We start from the raw sequence: 16796 nt of genomic DNA, 5'->3' as shown, positions 1-16796 counted from the left end.
CCCGTTCCCGTGGGAGAGAATGGACCGGGGCATGGCGGACGCGGTACGGGAGAGGCATTGTGACGACGGCATCCCGGCGGTGGTTCGGCGGGCGGGACGAGAGTCGGCGGGCGGATGCGCAGGCGGCGAAGGATGCCGCCGCGGCCGCGTTCTACGAGCTGGACACGGCGCAGCGGGATCTGCGGATCTCGATCGAGACGATCGCCGCGGCGGACGGGTCGCCCGCCGCGCGGCAGGCGACCGAGGGGTTCGCCGCGCTGGGGCGGCGGATCGACGAGGTCAGTCATGTCTACATCGAGGCGGTCGACGCGCACGACCTGGACCGGGCGGAGTTGGAGGCCTCGGTCGCCACGCGCGCGCGGGAGCAGCTGACCCGGGCCCGGGACGAGCTGGTGCGGGTCCAGGGGGAGCTGGAGCGGTTCGCGCAGGGGCTGCAGCCGCTGCTGGACAAGGCCGAGACGCAGCTCGCGCGGGTGGCGCCGGCCCGGGAGCGGGCCAGGGCCGCGCTGATCGGGGCGAGTGACGCGCTGGACGCCGTACGGGCCAAGGGGATACGGGCCGATGACCTCGCGGCGCGGCTGGCGGCGCTCGGCCCGGAGCTGACCAAGCTGAACCAGGGCGCCGCCCAGCATGGTGTGCAGGAGACGGTGCAGCGTGCCGACCGGATCCTGCGTGACGCGGAGGCGGTACGGGCCGAGGTGGCGCGGCTGCCCGAGCGGGCAGCGGAGATCGACCGGCGGCTGGTGAGTCTGCGGACGCGGGCGCAGGCGTTGCGCAACCGGGCGGACCGGGTGGATCCGGTGCTCAGTGAGCTGCGGCGGCGGTTCAGTGCGGCCTGCTGGCAGGACCTGCAGCACGTGCCGGACCAGGCGGTACAGGACGTGGCGCAGGCCGAGGAGCAGTTGCGGGACGCCGGCCGGGCCCGGGACGAGCAGCGCTGGGCCGATGTGGGGGCGCTGATCGAGGCGGTCCGCGGCTCGCTGGACGCGACGGACGAGGCGGTGTCGGCGGCGCAGGACCGGCTGACGCGGCTGGAGGCGGTGGCGCGGGATCCGCAGGCGGAGGTGGACCGGACCCGTTTCGCGATCCGGGATGCGCAGCGGCTGGCGATGGCGGGGCGCAGTGTGCCGGATCCGCAGCACGCGCGGCCGCTGGACGATGCGGTGGCGCGGGTGGCCCGGGCGCTTTCGGCGCTGGAGGGGCGGCATCCGGACTACTGGGCGTTCCTGCTGGAGATGGCGGACGTCCGGGCCTCCGTGAACCAGGTGGTGAACGGGATCCGGGCCGAGCGCGGGCACGCCTAGGCGGTGCCGGGCGGGCCGAGCGCGGGCACGCCTAGGGTGCCCGGTCCCGGACCCGGTTGTTTCCGGGCGGCCTACGGCGGATGCTGGGAGGTGCCGGGAACGGACCAGAGGAGGGCACCATGGCTGCCCACAGCGTCAAGAAGCCTCCTGTGACGCATGAGCCTTATGTGGCTCATGCGGCGTACGGGTGCACGGAACCGCACGAGCACTACGCGCCCTACGTCGCCCATGAGCCCGATCCCGACGCGCCCGCCCCACCGCGCCTCGCCGACACGGTCTCGCGGCGCATGGCACGCGTGCTGCACCCCGTCAACGCGCAGCTCGACGATCATCTGCCCACCGACCACAAGCTCAGCCAGGTGTACCGGGTCGGGGCGGGGCTCATGGGTCTGCTGCTGGTGGTGTTCGGGATCCTGGGGCTGGTCAATCAGATCGGGTTCTTCGACACCGGCGGGGACACGGTGCTCGCCCTGAACACCAACGGGGCGCTGAGTGTCCTGTCCGTCTGCATCGGCGCGCTGCTGATCTACGGGATGGTGGTGGGCGGCACCTTCGCCTCGACCCTGAACATCGTGCTGGGCGTCCTCTTCATCGCGAGCGGGTTCGTGAATCTCGCGCTGCTGGACACGGAGCTGAACTTCCTGGCCTTCAAGATCCAGAACGTGCTGTTCAGTTTCGTGGTCGGCGTGATGCTGATGTGGTTCGGGATGTACGGGCGGGTGGGCAGCGCCCTGCCGCACGACAATCCGTACTGGCGGGCCCGCCACCCCGAGCAGGCAGCCCGGGAGGACCGGGCGCGGCGCGTTCAGGGGCGGGCCCCCGCGACCCCTGTCATGCACGGCCGCTGCCCGTAGCCGCGCCGTACGTGGCCGCAGCCGCGCCGTACGTAGCGCCGGGGCGCCGGGCGCGCTTAGCCTGTGCGCATGCCTCGATACGATTACCGCTGCCGGACCTGCGACGACACCTTTGAGGTCAGTCGGCCCATGGCCGAGTCCTCCGCGCCCGCCGACTGCCCGGCGGGGCACTCCGACACCGTGAAGCTGTTGTCCGCCGTCGCCGTGGGCGGGACGAGCAGTGCTCCCGCGCCCGCGATGGGCGGCGGGGGCGGCTGCTGCGGTGGCGGCGGCTGCGGCTGATCCCGGATCTCGGATCTCGGATCCCCGGATCCCCGGATCCCCGGATCCCGGGCGGAGTCTCAGCGCTTGCGCGAGAGGGTCAGGCCGTCCGAGATCGCGAGCAGGACGGATTCCATGCGCGGGTCCGCCGACACGTGGTCGTTGAAGGCGCGGACGCCGGCCGCCGCGCCCGTGGCCGACTCGTCGAGGACCGTGCCGTGGAACAGCGTGTTGTCGGTGACGATCAGGCCGCCGGGACGCAGTCGCGGCACGAGCTCCTCCCAGTAGGAGATCTGGCTCTGCTTGTCCGCGTCCACGTAGGCCATGTCGATGTGCGGTTCGGCCGGCATCGCGCGCAGGGTCTCCAGGGCCGGTGCGATGCGCAGCTCGATGCGGTCCGCGACGCCCGCCTCCTCCCAGGCCTGTCGGCCGTACTGCGTCCACTCCTCGGAGACGTCGCAGGCGATGAGGCGGCCGTCGGCGGGCAGTGCCTGGGCCATCGACAGGGCCGAGAAGCCGGTGAAGGTGCCGACCTCCACGATGTGGCGGGCGCCGGTCAGCCTCACCAGGAAAGCCAGCAGCGGCCCCTGCTCCTCCGCCGACTGCATCCCGGCCACGTCCGGGAATTTGGTGTACGTCGTCGCCACCAGCCCCCGCTGGACCTGGTCCAGCGGGGGGTTGTGGTCGAGCATGTACCGGTAGAGCTCGTCCGTGATCTTGGTGCTGTTGCCCTTGGTCATGCGTCCAGTCTGCCCAGTCGGGCCGCCTCCTGGGCGAATGCGCGCACGATTTCCTCGCCCGCCAGGACGCCCGCCGTGGCCAGCGCGGTCACCGTCGGCGCCGTCCACGCCGCGTCGGCCAGTTCGCCGTGGCCCGGCCGCCAGGCCGCGTCCGCGGCCAGCAGCAGGTCCGCGTCCAGCAGCGAGTCGCCGGCCGCGAGGGTGGCGGAGGCTCCCGTACGGCGGGCGACCTCGCGCATCGCCGCGCTCTTGGTGAGCGGGCGCGGGACCGCGTAGATCTTCCGGCCCTGGAGGGAGACCGTCCAGCCGCGGTCCTCGGCCCACCGGGTCAGGGACTTCAGCCATTCGTCCGGGACCAGGGCCCGCTCGACGACGAGGTACGCGAAGAGGTCCTCCGCCAGGCGCGTCTTGCGCAGCCACGCCGGGTCGGCCGTGGCCAGCAGGTGCTGGTGCACCTCCTCCAGGGGGGCGCACTCCTCGGCCAGGCGCGCCGCGACCTGCCGGCGCCAGTCCCGGTCCGGGACCCCGTCGACGAGCAGCTGCCCGCCGTTGGCGCAGATGGCGTACGCGGCCGGGCGGCCGGGGAAGCGGATGCGCTGGTACTGCTTGCGGGTCCGGGTCGTGGTGGGGACGAAGACCACCGAGGGGTCGGCCGTCAGCTCCGCCAGCAGTCCCGCCGCCGTCTCCGTCATGTAGGACAGCGGCTTGCTCTCGTGGACCTCGACGCACAGCAGCCGCGGGGCCACCGGGTCGGGCATGGTCAGACCGAGGGCGGCCGCCGAGTAGATGAGCGTACGGTCGAGATCACTGGCTACGAGGACAGTCACTTCGAGGCCACAGCCTTTCCGTCGGCGCCGGTGGCGCCGCGCGTGAATCGGGGGTGGATGAGTCCTACGCACGTGTAGGGCAGCCCGTCGACCTCTTCCACCGGGACGCCGCGCTGCTCGGCGAGCAGCCGTACGTGGTCCAGGTCGGCCCCGGCGCCGCGCTGCGCCAGGATCTTCCACGGCACCCGGCGCAGCAGGACGCGGGTGGTCTCGCCGACGCCGGGCTTGACGAGGTTCACGTCGTGGATGCCGTACTCCTCGCTGATCCGCTCGACCGCCGCCCAGCCCTCCCAGGTGGGTGTGCGGTCGGCCGCGAGGAGCTCCTTGACCTCCTCGTCGACGGCGTCGGCCACCTCGTCGAAGTGGGCGGCGACGGTGTCGACGAATGCGACGGAGACGTCGGCTCCGGCGAGCTCGCGGTAGAACTTCGCGCCGTGGAAGTCGTCGGGACCGACGAGGTCGGACCTCAGAACCGTACGTGAGATGAGACCGGAGACGGTGGAGTTGAGACAGGCGGAGGGGATCAGGAAGTCTTCCCGGGTGCCGTACGTGTCCACGCAGGAGCCGGGGTCGGCGAGGACGACGATCTCCGGGTTGAAGCCGTCGAACTCGGCGAGGGCCTCGCGCAGCTCGCGGGTGATGGCGCCCTTGCCGGTCCAGCCGTCGACGAAGACGACGTCGGCCGGGTCGTGGTGGGCGGCCAGCCAGCGCAGGGCGTTGGCGTCGATGCCGCGGCCGCGCACGATGGAGACGGCGTAGTGCGGCAGGTCCAGACCGTGGCGGGCGCGGGCCCAGCGGCGCATCAGTACGCCTACGGGGGTGCCGGCGCGGGCCAGGGAGACCAGGACCGGGGACGGGGAGCGCTCGGCGAGAACGGTCTCGGTGACCGTGCCGACGGCCCGGGCCACACGGACGGCGGAGGCGGCGAGCGCGCTCCCGTACAGCTCCTGGTACTGGGGGGACGGCTGGTACTCGACGGGCAGGGACTCGGCGTAGTGCGCGCCGCCCGCCTGTATCGCCTCCTCGCGCTCCTCCGTCGGCGCCTCCAGCTCGACGTCGGAGAAGTCCTGGAGCAGCCAGCCGACGTCCTCGGCGGCGTACGAGGAGAAGGCGGGGCCCCGCAAGGGCGCGCGCAGGGTCGGCGCGGTCGGCTGCTCGGTCGGCTGCGCGGTCGGCTCGGTCAGCTGCTGTGTCGGCTGCTCGGTCGGCTCGGTCAGCTGCTGTGTCGGCTGCTCGGTCGGCTCGGTCATGATCGGCTTCGGCTCCCGCCGGTCGGGTGTGTAGGACGGGACGACGGCCAGGACGACGTGGCCGGTGTGCGGGGCGAGGGCCGCCAGCAGTCCCGTGTGCAGCTCGGGGGTGTCCCCGGCCGAGTCCACGACGGCGACGACGGCGTCGAAACCGGCACCGTCCGTGCTGTGGACGTTGTAGGCGTAGCGGTCGCCGGGGCCGTCGGCCGGGGCGTCGTGGGCCGGGAAGACCAGCCGGGTGCGGATGGCGTATCCGGGGTCGTCGACGGCGAGCACCGGCGAGCGGGTGGTGGTCGAGAAGCGGACCTCGCGGGCCGCCCCCGCGTCCTCCAGGGCCTTGGCGAGGCGCAGCGGCGCGTACATCAGCTCCTCGTTGCCGAGGACGAGGATCCGGCCGGGTTCGGGGCCGAGCGCTGCGCTGAGCCGGTCGGCGATTTTCGGCAGGGCGGCTTCCAGGCGGGCGCGGTGGGTGGGGGTGAAGCCGTGGCGGCCGCCGTCGGGGACCCCGGCGGGCCAGTTCAGGTCGACGCGCGTGACCGGCTGCGGGCCGTCTGCCGGGGCTCCGCCCCGGACCCCGCTCCTCAAACGCCGGAGGGGCTGGTTCTGCCCGGCCGGGGGTGCGGGCTCGACGCGTGACTCGTACTCCTCGACCAGGGCCTGGCCCCTGGCGAGGACGCCGTCCGGGAGGGAGACGGTGCCCGAGGCGAGGGCGATCAGGTCCACGCGCGCGCCCAGCTCGGCGGCGAAGGCGGTGAGCCGGTCGCGGTCGGCCGGCGAGCGCATGTCGACGAGGGCGACGACGACGTAGTGCGAGCGGGGGTGGCGGGCGTGCAGGTCACGGATGGTGTTCAGGACCGTGTTGCCGGTGGAGAACTCGTCGTCGACGAGGACCAGGGGACCGCTGCCGGCGAGCAGCCGCGGGTCCTCGGGCAGCAGCAGGTGCGAGGTGGCGTGCGAGTGCGCCTCCTCGAAACCGCCGGCCGCCCGCACGCCCGGCACGGGGCGGCGGGTGGAGTGCAGGTAGGGGGCCGGGCCGAGGCCGTCGGCCACGCAGTGGCCGAGCCCGGTGGCGGTCTCGGCGTAGCCGAGGACCACGGCAGCTGCGGCGCCGTCCTCGCCGAGCAGGGCCCGGACGCGTTCGCCGAGGCCGAAACCGGCGGCGTGGACGACCGTCGGGGACTGCGGGACGTGCTTGCCGAGGACCTGCGAGACCAGCAGGTGGGCGCGCTTGGGGTTGCGCCGCAGGGCCAGTCCGAGCAGCTCGGTCAGCCGCGGACCGTCACCGGAGTCCTGCAGGCTCACGCCCAGCCGGTCCGCGACCCAGGTACCCGACCACACCTCTTCGATCGTCTTGCCTTTCCTCGTCATCGTCATTGTCCGTGCCTGGGCCGGCGTCCGCGCGGGCGTGCTCACACCTGGAGCCCGGCCGTGAGCAGGTCGACGAAGCCGACCTCCTCCTTCGCCACACCGAAGACCTCGGCGCGCAGCATGGTGCGCTCGGCCCAGGCCCGGTGGGGCTTCACCTCGTTCATCTTGTTCGTGTAGGCGGAACGCATCACGCCGCCGCCGCCGCGCTCGGGCCGCAGGATGTCCTGGGCGTCGCAGAACTCCTCGTGCGAGACCACCGACAGCGCGTGCACGGGCGTGACGTGGGCGGGGTGGATGCAGGTCTTGCCAAGCAGCCCGTTGGCCCGGTCCAGCTCGATCTCGCGCAGCAGTCCGTCCAGGTCGTGCTCGATCAGGGCGGTGCGCAGTTCCTCCACGCCCTCCTCCAGGAAGGGGCTGCGGCGCAGCTGGGGCTTGAAGAGGCGCTGCTGGCTGCGGAAGTACTCCCAGACGGGCCCGGTCACCGTGAAGCCGGTGCCGTCGGCCCGGCTGAGGACGTTGACGACGTCCGCGATGACGCCCGCCACGATCTGGACGTCGTAGGCGGTCATGTCGGGCGTGCGCCGCAGGCCGTAGGCCGAGCAGAAGTCGGTCACGCCGAGCCTCAGCGCCAGGACACGCTCGCGGTGGCTGTTGACCGTGCGGGAGATGCCGGCGAGGGCCTCGACGCGGGTTTCGAGGTGGAGGAGGTCCGGGGTCTCCAGGACCGGCATGGCATACAGGCGGGCCAGTCCGCTGACGGCCTCCGCCTCGGCGACGGCTTCGAGGAAGGCGATCCCGCGGTTCTCGTCGAATTTCGGGAGTACGAATCCGGCCAGTCGGCGCACGGAGCCGCCCAGCCGGCGCACCAGGTCGGGTATCTGCTCGGGCGTGCGGACGCGGATGAAGAGCAGCGGGAGCTCCGCGCCGTCGGCGTCGAGCTCGGAGAAGTGCCGGACGAGGTTCTCCTCGGCTCCGGCGACATCGCCGTCGCTGATGGAATCCTCCAGGCAGAGGACCATCGAGACGACTCCGCGGCCGGCCTGCTTGCGGATGTCGGCCGCGAGCGTGGGCCGGGTGGCCGGGCTGTAGAGGGTGGCGCCCAGCGCGGCCGCGAGGACGCGGGAGGGCGAGGCTCCGGTGAATTCCGCCGGTTCCTGGTGGAAGAGGTCCTTACGGACGGCGGGCGATATGTGCCCAAAGTGACGCATGTGCTTCCCCCGTACTGCCTCCGCGGCCCAACTGGCATGGCCGGTAATAGTACGTACGAACGTGAGTCAAGAGTTCCTCAAGCACATGAAGTTCAGGTAACCCTCTTGCACCATGCCCAGGTCTCGCGTTCGAGACAAGGCCCTACGGGGGGCCGCATTGTCCCTGTCCACCCCGGGAGGGCAGGATGACGTGCATGACGCACGCGATGCAGAAGGGCTCGAACATCCCGGTGGCCGCCGTGGCGGTCCGGGCGGTGCTGCGCTGGACCGGCGGCCCCGAGGTGCCGGACGTGGACGCCTCGGCACTGCTCGTCGGCCCGGACGGCCGGGTGCGTTCGGACGAGGACTTCGTCTTCTACAACCAGCCCCGGCACCCCTCGGGGGCCGTCTGGCGGCTCGGCAAGAAGCAGATCGGTGACGCGATCACCGACGCCGTCCAGGCGGACCTGCGCACGGTGACGCCCACGGTGGACCGGATCCTGGTGGTCGCCTCCGCCGAGGATGTCCCGTTCCAGCGGGTCCACGACCTGCGGATCCTCCTCTACGACGCCACCGCGACCGGCGGCTCCGAACCGCTGGCCTACTTCGACGTACGGCCCGAGACCGGCGCCGAGACGGCGCTGATCTGCGGGGAGCTGTACCGGCGGGGTGAGGGGTGGAAGTTCCGGGCGCTCGGCGAGGGTTACTCCGACGGACTGGTGGGGCTCGCGACCGACCACGGGATCTCGGTCGACGAGAACGCCGCCGCGGCCGAGGCGGCCCCCGCGGCCGGCGTCGGCGCCGGCGCCGGTCCCGACTCCGGGCCCGCTTCCGAGCAGACGGCGATGATGGCCCCGCCCACGCAGGCCCCGCCGCCCGTCCAGCCCGCCTACGGGTACCCGCAGCCGGTGTCCCCGGCCCCGGTGCCGGGTCCGGGCGGCGATCCGTCCTTCCGGCTGCCGGTGCAGGGCCCGCAGTTCATCCGCCGCTGACGCAGCCGAAACGGCTGAACCAGCCGACTCCACCGACCCCGATGTCGGCGCCGGTGCCGGCGCCGGGCCGAGGGCCCCGCGGACGATCACCCGTCCCGGGGTCCCGGTCAGCTCTTGGTGCTCTTGTAGCCCCGCCCCCACTGGAGCCCCCAGCCGTACAGCCGGTCCAGCTCGGCCTGGAACCCGTACACGAACTTCACCTCGCGCCGGACCACGAGCTCGCCCTTGACCTTCTCCAGGGAGACGACCGCGCAGGAGCGGGCCTGCGGGTGCCGCTCGTCCAGCGGGATCTCGATCCGCGGCCCCGTGACGGGGTAGAGGGTCACCATGGCGTGCGTCCGGTCGAAGGCCGGGGTCTGGTCGTAGATGTAGACGAAGACCAGCAGCCGCTTGATCTCGTCGGCGTGGTCGAGGTTGACGTAGAGGGTCTCCCCCGACGCCGAGCCGAACCGGTCGTCCCCGCTGAGCTTGACGTACGGCGGGTCGTTGAGGTCGCCCAGCAGGTTCCCCAGCGGCTGCACGGCGCCGCGGGTACCGTCCGTCAGCTCGTACAGGCAGCCCATGTCGAGGTCGACGTTGACCATGCCCTGGGTGTGCGCCTGCACCATGTCCGGCTTGAACAGCTTGAACGGGTGCCGGAAGAGCTGGCCGCTCTGGCCGGAGCGGCCTCCGATGTCCGAGGTGCGCATGCGCCAGGACAGATTCACGCGCAGGTTGCCGTGGACGGCCCCCTGTTTGGTCAGCGACACCGTCGCATGCCGCTTGGTCAGCTCGATCGCGTTCGACGAGGCACTGCCCGACTGGAACTGCACGGCCCGGCTGCCCATGATGCCGTCGAAGAAGCCCATCCCCTACCCCCCTGGTCCCCTGATCCCCTGATCGCCCTGAGCCTACGGAAGCGGGGCGGCCCGCCAGGTCCTCGGACCCGGTGGACCGCCCCGCAATGGAGCGTTCCGCATTACCGCCGCGGTCATGCCTCGGCGGTGGAACCCTCCAGTTCCATGCGCTTGTTGCGGCGCACCGAGGACCAGAAGGACCATCCGATGAGCAGCACGCCGACGAGACCGGTGATGATCTCGTTGATCTCGTACTGGATGGTGACGAGCAGGATCGCGGCGAGCGCGCCGATGGCGTAGTGCGCGCCGTGCTCCAGGTACACGTAGTCGTCGAGGGTGCCCTGGCGGACCAGGTAGACCGTCAGCGAACGGACGTACATGGCGCCGATGCCGAGGCCCAGGGCCATGAGCACGATGTCGTTGGTGATGGCGAAGGCGCCGATGACCCCGTCGAAGGAGAAGGAGGCGTCGAGGACTTCGAGGTAGAGGAACATGAAGAAGGCGGCCTTGCCGGCCATGGCGACGGCCGAGACGGGCTTGCCGCTCTTCTTGGCCTCTTCCTCGGCCTCGTGCTCGGCTTCCTCCTCTTCCTCCAGCTTGTTCTCGAAGTAGCCGGAGAGGCCGCCGACGATCATGTAGGTGATCAGGCCGAGGACACCCGAGATCAGGACGGTCTGCGCCTTGTCCACGTGGATGCCACCGTGCTGGTGGGCGTTGGCCCCCACGGTCATCGAGGCGACGACCAGGACGATCAGCGCGATGCAGGCGGAGAGCATGTCGATCTTGCCGAGCTTCGCGAGCGGACGCTCCAGCCAGGCGAGCCACTTGATGTCACGGTCCTCGAAGATGAAGTCGAGGAAGATCATCAGCAGGAACATGCCACCGAAGGCGGCGATGGACGGGTGGGCGTCCGTCACCAGCTGCTCGTACATGTCCTTGTCGGAGAGAGCCAGGTCGACGGCCTCGATGGGCCCGATCTTGGCGCTGATCGCGACGATCACAACGGGGAAGACCAGTCGCATGCCGAAGACCGCGATCAGGACGCCGACGGTGAGGAAGATCTTCTGCCAGAAGGCATTCATCTTCTTCAGGATTCCGGCGTTGACCACCGCGTTGTCGAAAGACAGCGAGATCTCGAGGACCGACAGGATCGCGACGATACCGAAGGCCTGCCACCCCCCGTAGAACACCGCTGCGACCAGACCGAGCGCAGTGATTGCGAACGACCAGCCGAAGGTTTTGAGAACCACTGGCACCCCATCGTCTTGTACGGCTTTACGAAACGTTGACCCCGAAGTCTAGAGCGATGCCTCGGAGCCCCGACGCGTACCCCTGCCCCACCGCACGGAACTTCCATTCACCCCCGTACCGGTAGACCTCGCCGAAGATCATCGCGGTTTCGCTGGACGCGTCCTCGGACAGGTCGTAGCGGGCCAGTTCCTGGCCGTCGGCCTGGTTCACCACACGGATGAAGGCATTGCTGACCTGGCCGAAGCTCTGCCGGCGGGAGTCCGCGTCGTGGATCGAGACCGGGAAGACGATCTTGTCCACGGCCGCCGGCACCTTGGTGAGGTCGATGATGATCGACTCGTCGTCGCCTTCACCCTCGCCGGTGAGGTTGTCCCCTGTGTGTTCGACGGAGCCGTCGGGGCTCTTCAGGTTGTTGTAGAAGACGAAGTACTCGTCCCCCAGCACCCGGCCGCTGTTGCAGAGCAGCGCGCTGGCGTCGAGGTCGAAGTCGGCTCCCGTGGTCGAGCGCGCGTCCCATCCGAGACCGATCAGAACCCTGGTGAGGTTCGGTGCGGCCTTGGAGAGGGAGACATTGCCCCCCTTGGCGAGTGTGACGCCCATGTTGTGGTCCTCCCCGGACGACGGTGTGGCGGTACGGCGATGTGCCGGTGTGGCGGGTGTGGTGCGGTGTGGCGGGTGTGGTGCGGTGTTGCTGTGTGCCGTGGTGCTGCGTGCGCTGTGCCGGTGGTGCGCTGTGCCTGTGGTGCGGTGTGCCGCCCGCGGCGGTCTCCGCGGGTAAAGCCGGTCCGGCGCCGTACACACAGTGCACGGCGCCGGACGGACGGACTGCTCTCAGGCTCAGACGTTGACGCCGAAGTCCTGCGCGATGCCGCGCAGGCCCGATGCGTAACCCTGGCCGATGGCGCGGAACTTCCACTCCGCACCGTTGCGGTACAGCTCGCCGAAGACCATGGCGGTCTCGGTCGAGGCGTCCTCGGAGAGGTCGTAACGGGCGAGCTCGCTGTTGTCGGCCTGGTTCACCACGCGGATGTACGCGTTGCGGACCTGGCCGAAGCTCTGCTGGCGGCTCTCGGCCTCGTAGATCGAGACCGGGAAGACGATCTTGGCGACGTCGGCCGGAACGCCGGCCAGGTTGACCTTGATCGCCTCGTCGTCGCCCTCGCCCTCACCGGTGGTGTTGTCACCGGTGTGCTCCACCGAGCCGTCGGGGCTCTTCAGGTTGTTGAAGAAGACGAAGTTCGCGTCGCTGGTGACCTTGCCCTGGTCGCTGGTCAGGATCGCGCTGGCGTCGAGGTCGAAGTCGACACCGGTGGTGGTGCGAGCATCCCAGCCCAGACCGACGATGACCGCCGTCAGGTTAGGCGCGGCCTTGGTCAGCGAGACGTTGCCGCCCTTGCTGAGGCTGACTCCCACGGGTCCTCCATTGGGTTCTGTGTGTGGGGCGGTGCCCCGTCGTGCGGTGCCCCGTCGTGCGGGGGCCCTCCCGGCCGTGACCGGAGGAGCTACCGGATCAACGTTTCGATCCTAGTGACGGGTTCCCGCCTGTAAGCGGTTTTCGCAGGGAAAATGCGTGTACGGCCCGCTCGGGCGCGCTCAGAGACTGTCGAGTGCCTTGATGTACTCGTTCAGGTCACGCGCGTCGGGCAGTCCGTTGACGACAGTCCAGCGCACGACGCCCTCCTTGTCGATGATGAAGGTGCCGCGGACCGCGCATCCCTTGTCCTCGTCGAAGACGCCGTAGGCGCGCGAGGTCTGTCCGTGCGGCCAGAAGTCCGACAGCAGCGGGTACTCCAGGCCCTCCTGCTCCCCGAAGACCCGCAGGGTGGGCACGGAGTCGTTGGAGACGGCCAGGAGCTGCACGTCGTCGTTCTGGAAGCGCGGGAGCTGGTCGCGCAGCTCGCAGAGCTCGCCGGTGCAGACGCCGGTGAAGGCGAACGGGTAGAAGAGCAGCACCACTGCCTTCTCGCCCCGGAAGTCGGAGAGCCGCACGGTGGCGCCGTGGTTGTCCTTGAGCTCGAAGTCCGGGGCCTTGTCGCCGACCTCGATCGCCATCTCTCGCATCCCTTCGTTCCCGCATCCCCGCGTTGGGCTGTTCGGGTGAGTCACAGACTAGGCCCTGGACGTGGGCAGGTCATGGAACGCACACACCCCGCAGACCGGGGTCACCTGGTCGGCGGGGTGTGGAAGCGTGTCCGCTCGGCAGCGGGCGCGGCTCAGCGCTTGGACTTGGCGGCGGTCTTGGGCGTCACCAGCTTGGTGGCGGCCCACTCCTTACCGACACTGATGCTCCGGGTCTGCGAAAGGCCGGCGGTCTCGGCGGCCTCGCTGATGTCGCTGGCCTCGACGTAGCCGGGGCGGCCCGTCTTGGGGGTCAGCAGCAGGATCAGTGCGCCGTCCTCGACCAGCTCTGTGGCGTCGACCAGCGTGTCAGTCAGATCGCCGTCTTCCTCCCGGAACCACAGCAGCACCGCGTCGGCAACGTCGTCGAAGTCCTCGTCGACGAGGTCGTTGCTGATGTGGTCCTGGATGGACTCACGGAATTCCTGATCGACGTCTTCGTCGTAGCCGATCTCCTGGACCACCTGTTCGGACTGGAAACCCAGCCGGGCGGCCAGGCTCTCCGCGTGGTCCGCGGTCGCGCTCACGGGGTGCCTCCTGCTCATGTTCGGTGAATGTCTTCGGCGGCGCGCGTACGCGCAGCATTGGGCGTAGTCCACACGGGCGCGGCGGATCGCGCAAGTACCCGGCCGCCGAGACCGTCGAAACGGTGACGATTGCGGCCGTCTCGCCGCAACTTTCAGCCTTCCCGTGTGCACCTCTCGTGATTCATCCCACACCATTCCAGCTCATTCGGCATCATCGTCGACGCTTGAGGACTTTCCTACCTGTTTGAGGGACGAACGGTCTTACGAAGTCGGTGCCCGTCTTGGGCGTAAGGTTGCGGTTTGGCCGGACTCGCGACGGATCCCCGCCGATCCTTCCCTCCCGGGTTCCCTGCGGTTTCCGGGGATTACCCGGTGGTAAAGATGAAGATTTCGGCCCAGCGTAAGAGCATGGGAGGCGGCGAACCCAAGGCACGACTCCCCCGACAGCGAAGGAACAGCGTGGCTTCCGCATCCGATCGCAATCCGATCATCATTGGCGGCCTGCCGAGTCAGGTCCCGGACTTCGATCCGGAGGAGACGCAGGAGTGGCTCGACTCCCTCGACGCCGCAGTCGACGAGCGGGGCCGTGAACGGGCCCGTTACCTGATGCTGCGGCTGATCGAGCGGGCCCGCGAGAAGCGCGTGGCCGTGCCGGAGATGCGCAGCACGGACTACGTCAACACGATCGCCACCCGGGACGAGCCGTTCTTCCCCGGCAACGAGGAGATCGAGCGCAAGGTCCTCAACGCCACCCGGTGGAACGCGGCCGTCATGGTCTCGCGCGCCCAGCGTCCCGGTATCGGCGTCGGCGGCCACATCGCCACGTTCGCCTCCTCCGCCTCCCTCTACGACGTGGGCTTCAACCACTTCTTCCGGGGCAAGGACGAGGGCGACGGCGGCGACCAGATCTTCTTCCAGGGTCACGCCTCCCCCGGCATCTACGCCCGCGCCTACCTCCTGGACCGGCTCACCGAGCAGCAGCTCGACTCCTTCCGCCAGGAGAAGTCGAAGGCCCCGTACGGCCTTTCGAGCTACCCGCACCCGCGGCTGATGCCGGACTTCTGGGAGTTCCCGACCGTCTCGATGGGCCTCGGTCCGCTCGGGGCGATCTACCAGGCACGGATGAACCGGTACATGGAGGCGCGCGGTATCGCCGACACCTCCAAGTCCCACGTCTGGGCGTATCTCGGCGACGGCGAGATGGACGAGCCGGAGTCGCTGGGCCAGCTGTCGATCGCGGCCCGGGAGGGTCTGGACAACCTGACCTTCGTCGTCAACTGCAACCTGCAGCGCCTCGACGGCCCGGTGCGCGGCAACGGCAAGATCATCCAGGAGCTGGAGTCGATCTTCCGCGGCGCCGGCTGGAACGTCATCAAGCTGATCTGGGACCGCTCCTGGGACCCGCTGCTGGCCCAGGACCGCGACGGCATCCTCGTCAACAAGATGAACTCCACGCCCGACGGGCAGTTCCAGACGTACGCCACCGAGTCCGGCGCGTACATCCGCGAGCACTTCTTCGGCGGCGACCAGCGGCTGCGCGCGATGGTCGAGAACATGTCCGACCAGCAGATCCAGCACCTGGGCCGCGGCGGTCACGACCACAAGAAGGTCTACGCGGCGTACGCGGCGGCCAAGGCCCACAAGGGCCAGCCGACGGTGATCCTGGCCCAGACGGTCAAGGGCTGGACGCTCGGCCCGAACTTCGAGGGCCGCAACGCGACGCACCAGATGAAGAAGCTGACGGTCGACGACCTCAAGCGCTTCCGCGACCGTCTGCACATCCCGATCACGGACGCGCAGCTGGAGGGCGGGGCCCCGCCGTACTACCACCCGGGCCCGAACTCCCCCGAGATCCAGTACATGCACGACCAGCGCAGCGCGCTGGGCGGGTACGTGCCGACCCGCGTGGTGCGCGCGAAGCCGCTGCAGCTGCCGGACGACACGACGTACGCGGCCGCCAGGAAGGGGTCCGGGCAGCAGTCGATCGCCACGACCATGGCCTTCGTCCGCATCCTGAAGGACCTGATGCGGGACAAGGAGATCGGCAAGCGCTTCGTGCTGATCGCGCCCGACGAGTACCGCACCTTCGGTATGGACGCCTTCTTCCCGAGCGCCAAGATCTACAACCCGCTGGGCCAGCAGTACGAGGCGGTCGACCGCGACCTGCTGCTCGCGTACAAGGAGTCCCCGACCGGCCAGATGCTGCACGACGGCATCTCGGAGGCGGGCTGCACGGCCTCGCTGATCGCCGCGGGTTCGGCGTACGCGACGCACGGCGAGCCGCTGATCCCGGTCTACGTCTTCTACTCGATGTTCGGTTTCCAGCGCACGGGTGACCAGTTCTGGCAGATGGCCGACCAGCTCGCGCGCGGTTTCGTCCTCGGCGCGACCGCCGGACGGACCACCCTCACGGGTGAGGGCCTCCAGCACGCCGACGGTCACTCCCAGCTGCTGGCCTCGACGAACCCGGGCTGCGTGGCGTACGACCCGGCCTACGGCTACGAGATCGCGCACATCGTCAAGGACGGTCTGCGGCGGATGTACGGCCCGGAGGCGGAGGACGTCTTCTACTACCTGACCGTCTACAACGAGCCGATCCAGCACCCGGCCGAGCCGGCGGACGTCGACGTGGACGGCATCCTCAAGGGCATCCACCGCGTGTCGCAGGGCACCGCGGGCACGATCGGGGCGCAGCTGATGGCCTCGGGCGTGGCGGTGCCGTGGGCGCTGGAGGCGCAGCGGATCCTGGCGGCCGACTGGGGCGTCCGGGCGGACGTCTGGTCGGCGACCTCCTGGAACGAGCTGCGCCGCGAGGCGGTCGAGGTGGAGCAGCACAACCTGCTCCACCCGGAGGAGGAGCAGCGCGTCCCGTACGTGACGCGGAAGCTGTCGGGTGCGGAGGGGCCGTTCGTGGCGGTCTCGGACTGGATGCGTGCGGTTCCGGACCAGATCTCGCGGTGGGTGCCGGGTGCGTACACCTCGCTGGGCGCGGACGGCTTCGGCTTCGCGGACACCCGTGGCGCCGCGCGCCGCTTCTTCCACATCGACGCCCAGTCGGTGGTCCTGGCGACGCTCACCGAGCTCGCCCGGGCGGGGAAGATCGACCGCTCGATGCTGAAGCAGGCGATCGACCGGTACCAGCTGCTGGACGTGACGGCGGCGGACCCGGGCGCTGCGGGCGGCGACGCGTAGTCGCCGCGCGGCGGGACGGACCACAGCGGCGGGCGGGTCCCGGCTTCGGCCGGGGCCCGCTCCCCTTTACGGATTCCTTACGATGCTCG

15 protein-coding genes are annotated in these 16796 nt (G+C 70.2%); 5 read left to right on the top strand and 10 right to left on the bottom strand.

The genetic code is table 11. The features are described 5' to 3' along the window. Positions 1–59 precede the first annotated feature (59 nt). From ACFY0D_RS20365 to ACFY0D_RS20355, 3 genes are all read left to right on the top strand, one after another. Complete coding sequence (locus tag ACFY0D_RS20365; protein WP_390799546.1) at positions 60–1304, top strand: hypothetical protein; 1245 nt, start codon at positions 60–62, stop codon at positions 1302–1304. Positions 1305–1423: 119 nt separating this feature from the next. Continuing rightward, the gene (locus ACFY0D_RS20360; protein ID WP_390799545.1) at positions 1424–2158 is read left to right on the top strand and encodes a DUF4383 domain-containing protein; all 735 of its coding nucleotides are present in this window, start codon (positions 1424–1426) and stop codon (positions 2156–2158) included. Between the two features lie 69 nt (positions 2159–2227). Next, a complete protein-coding gene (locus ACFY0D_RS20355) occupies positions 2228–2440 on the top strand; it encodes a zinc ribbon domain-containing protein (protein ID WP_094744670.1) in 213 nt (70 codons plus the stop codon). 59 nt (positions 2441–2499) lie between these two features. On the opposite strand, the gene ACFY0D_RS20350 is transcribed toward ACFY0D_RS20355, so the two are convergent. From ACFY0D_RS20350 to ACFY0D_RS20335, 4 genes are read right to left on the bottom strand one after another with little or no spacing between them, the layout of a single operon-like run. Continuing rightward, complete coding sequence (locus ACFY0D_RS20350; protein WP_390799544.1) at positions 2500–3159, bottom strand: O-methyltransferase; 660 nt, start codon at positions 3157–3159, stop codon at positions 2500–2502. Next, positions 3156–3986, bottom strand: coding sequence for an HAD family hydrolase (locus tag ACFY0D_RS20345; protein ID WP_390799543.1), 831 nt, complete (start codon positions 3984–3986; stop codon positions 3156–3158). The genes ACFY0D_RS20350 and ACFY0D_RS20345 overlap by 4 nt, the downstream gene beginning before the upstream one ends. Then, positions 3983–6604 carry a phosphoribosyltransferase domain-containing protein gene (locus ACFY0D_RS20340; RefSeq protein ID WP_390799542.1) on the bottom strand — a complete coding sequence of 874 codons (2622 nt, stop codon included), beginning with the start codon at positions 6602–6604 and terminating at the stop codon, positions 3983–3985. Before ACFY0D_RS20340 ends, ACFY0D_RS20345 begins: the two co-directional genes overlap by 4 nt. Before the next feature lie 41 nt (positions 6605–6645). Then, positions 6646–7812, bottom strand: coding sequence for an HpcH/HpaI aldolase/citrate lyase family protein (locus ACFY0D_RS20335; protein WP_390799541.1), 1167 nt, complete (start codon positions 7810–7812; stop codon positions 6646–6648). Between the two features lie 194 nt (positions 7813–8006). On the opposite strand from ACFY0D_RS20335, the gene ACFY0D_RS20330 reads away from it, so the two are divergent. Then, positions 8007–8783, top strand: coding sequence for a TerD family protein (locus tag ACFY0D_RS20330; protein WP_390799540.1), 777 nt, complete (start codon positions 8007–8009; stop codon positions 8781–8783). 107 nt (positions 8784–8890) lie between these two features. Here the strand turns inward: ACFY0D_RS20330 and ACFY0D_RS20325 are convergent, their stop codons facing one another. From ACFY0D_RS20325 to ACFY0D_RS20300, 6 genes are all read right to left on the bottom strand, one after another. After that, positions 8891–9631, bottom strand: a complete 741-nt coding sequence (locus tag ACFY0D_RS20325) for a Tellurium resistance (protein WP_351149271.1) — start codon at positions 9629–9631, stop codon at positions 8891–8893. Positions 9632–9753: 122 nt separating this feature from the next. Beyond that, entirely contained in the window at positions 9754–10869 is a 1116-nt protein-coding gene (locus ACFY0D_RS20320) for a DUF475 domain-containing protein (RefSeq protein WP_390799539.1), read from the bottom strand. Positions 10870–10894: 25 nt separating this feature from the next. Continuing rightward, positions 10895–11470: a TerD family protein gene (locus ACFY0D_RS20315; protein WP_030715379.1), complete on the bottom strand. Its 576-nt coding sequence runs from the start codon at positions 11468–11470 to the stop codon at positions 10895–10897. Positions 11471–11707: 237 nt separating this feature from the next. Beyond that, positions 11708–12283, bottom strand: coding sequence for a TerD family protein (locus ACFY0D_RS20310; RefSeq protein WP_030715382.1), 576 nt, complete (start codon positions 12281–12283; stop codon positions 11708–11710). Between the two features lie 180 nt (positions 12284–12463). Next, positions 12464–12922 carry a peroxiredoxin gene (locus tag ACFY0D_RS20305; RefSeq protein WP_390799538.1) on the bottom strand — a complete coding sequence of 153 codons (459 nt, stop codon included), beginning with the start codon at positions 12920–12922 and terminating at the stop codon, positions 12464–12466. Between the two features lie 161 nt (positions 12923–13083). Continuing rightward, positions 13084–13515, bottom strand: coding sequence for a DUF3052 domain-containing protein (locus ACFY0D_RS20300; RefSeq protein ID WP_314250818.1), 432 nt, complete (start codon positions 13513–13515; stop codon positions 13084–13086). A 459-nt stretch (positions 13516–13974) separates the two neighbouring features. Between ACFY0D_RS20300 and aceE the strand changes: the two genes are divergently transcribed. Beyond that, the gene (gene aceE / locus ACFY0D_RS20295; protein ID WP_390799537.1) at positions 13975–16707 is read left to right on the top strand and encodes a pyruvate dehydrogenase (acetyl-transferring), homodimeric type; all 2733 of its coding nucleotides are present in this window, start codon (positions 13975–13977) and stop codon (positions 16705–16707) included. Positions 16708–16796: the final 89 nt, after the last annotated feature.

The organism is Streptomyces sp. NPDC001502 (assembly GCF_042894785.1).
In the GTDB taxonomy this organism is placed as follows: domain Bacteria; phylum Actinomycetota; class Actinomycetes; order Streptomycetales; family Streptomycetaceae; genus Streptomyces; species Streptomyces kutzneri.
This window is presented reverse-complemented; position numbering and strand designations above follow the sequence as displayed.